3 protein-coding genes and 2 pseudogenes are annotated in these 1,976 nt (G+C 68.6%); all 5 read left to right on the forward strand.

The genetic code is table 11. The annotated features are described in order from the left end of the window. On the forward strand, positions 1-217 hold a 217-nt coding region (locus IH13_RS40480), incomplete at its 5' end, for a PadR family transcriptional regulator (RefSeq protein WP_082317519.1). Beyond that, a pseudogene (locus IH13_RS45990) lies at positions 214-315 on the forward strand (hypothetical protein); the annotation flags it as partial. The gene IH13_RS40480 and the pseudogene IH13_RS45990, both read left to right, overlap by 4 nt. A gap of 145 nt (positions 316-460) precedes the next feature. Beyond that, complete coding sequence (locus tag IH13_RS44350) at positions 461-853, forward strand: hypothetical protein (RefSeq protein WP_234433218.1); 393 nt, start codon at positions 461-463, stop codon at positions 851-853. Between the two features lie 242 nt (positions 854-1,095). Then, complete coding sequence (locus IH13_RS0105350) at positions 1,096-1,485, forward strand: hypothetical protein (RefSeq protein WP_051835766.1); 390 nt, start codon at positions 1,096-1,098, stop codon at positions 1,483-1,485. Further along, positions 1,446-1,976: pseudogene (locus IH13_RS0105355) on the forward strand (hypothetical protein); the annotation flags it as partial. The gene IH13_RS0105350 and the pseudogene IH13_RS0105355, both read left to right, overlap by 40 nt.

Here is a 1,976-nt window from a genome sequence, read left to right on the forward strand (position 1 = left end):
CTACCCGCTGCTGTCCCGGCTGCGGCGGGACGAACTCGTCGTCACCAGCTGGCGGGAGTCCGCCTCCGGACCGCCGCGCCGCTACTACGAGTTGACCGGGGCCGGACACGCGGCGCTCACGGAGTTCACGAGGACGTGGCCCGATTTCCGGGACGCGGTCGACGGCCTGCTCGCGCCGACGGCGTGTGCGCGGCGATCTGGAGAGGCAGGGGAATGAAGGCCGAGGACACGGGCGTGACCGAGCGTGCGCTGGTGGAGCAGTACCTGGCGGCAGTGGCACGGGAGGCGTCGGCGCTTCCGGCGGAGCGGCGCCAGGAGCTCGTCGCCGATCTCGCCGAGCACATCGAGGTCGCCCTCTCCGAACGCCCGGGGGGGCACCCGGGACATCCTGGGCGAGCTGGGCGACCCGCGCACCATCGCGGCCACCGCACTCCAGGAGGCGGGGGCCGGGGAGGCCGGAGTGGGGCGCGTCCCGGAGGCCGGGGCGGTGCCGCCGACCGGTGGGCCCGAGCCCGAGGGGCGGCGCCGCCGGTCGCCCGACTGGGTCGTGGTGGGGCTGCCCGTCCTCGCGACGCTGCTGGGGATACTCGTGGGGGCGCTGGGGCTGGTGCTCAGGATCATCGGGGTCGTCGTGCTGTGCAGGTCACGGCACTGGGACTGGAACCAGAAGTGGGTGGGCGTCGCGGTGACCGCCTTCCTCCCCACGGTGACCGCTCTCGGCTACAACTTCGGCGTCTCCGCCAGTGCTGTACCGACCTATGTGCCGCGGCTGCTGACCGGGCTGATGCTGGTCATGGTCGTGGTGGGCGCGGGCTGGCTCTGGAGGGTGCGTCAGGTCCGCGAGCGGGCCTGACGGCCGCTCAGGACTTCAGGATCCGGCCCAGCGGGTACGAGCAGGGCCTCGCGCAGCCAGCCGTACGGGCGGCGGCAGCGGGGCCGCGGTGGCCGGGGGCCTGCCGCAACCTCGATGCAGGCACGTACGCACGTGGGCGCTCGCCATCAGCTTCGGAGTACTCACAAGACCCCCATGTGTGCTCCTGTTACGTTGGCATGCGCACGGATCCTCTGTCACTCATCGGGGGAGCTGATTGACGCGTGACTTGGGACGAGTGGGAACAGGCCAAGGCTGAGGTCGCCGCTAGGGACAGCGCGGTACAGATGCGACTGAATCAGGCGGCTGCCTCCGGTGGCGGTGGTGGCCAGAAGGATCTGGTGGTCCACAACGACCAGTTGGGGAAGCTCGGCAACCTGGCTTATACGCTGCGGGAGGGGCTGCGTGTGGACGCGGATCACGCGCGTCAGACCACCTTCGACGCCTCCATCGAGCTCTTCAATGACGGTCTGGACATGGGGCCCGCCCTCACGGAACTGCACGACGCGTGGAACACGCAGGTCGGGACGCTCAAGGAAGCCTGCGCCCAGCGCGCGACGAGCGGACCGAGCTCATGGAGAAGGTGGTCGACCATTACGAGACGGCCGACGTGATCGAGAAGCAGGATGGAATTCGCGACAGCCTGACCAACATGGCGGCAGGTCATATCGACAGCTTGAACTACTCCATGGACAACATGGGCGGCAGTGGTGATCTCGTGGATCGAGACGGCTTGTTCGGGAAGGAAAGCCATCGTCTCCGTGATTTCGGTGAGACGAGCAGCATGCAGTTCATGCGGGCCCTAGGATCCGACGAGGATTCACACGCCACGCTGTCCGTGGCGCAACAGGTCTATGGGGCGAGTCTCATGACAGCCCAGGGGGGCGACAGCGAATCCGCTATCGCGGCCGGCCTGCACAGCGTCAAGATGCACGGAATGCTGGACGAGTCCCGCTTCGAGGCCATCGGAAAGGAATTCGCGGACGAGAAGGCCGAAGGCAACCTGAAGCTGGAGCAGCAGGGTGCTTGGCGTGACTTTGTTGCCGAGGCGACGATCGGCATCGGGGTGGGTGCCGCCACGGCGGCGATAGTCCCCGCCGGCCCG

The organism is Streptomyces sp. NRRL WC-3549, assembly GCF_000721935.1.
Lineage (GTDB): Bacteria > Actinomycetota > Actinomycetes > Streptomycetales > Streptomycetaceae > Streptomyces.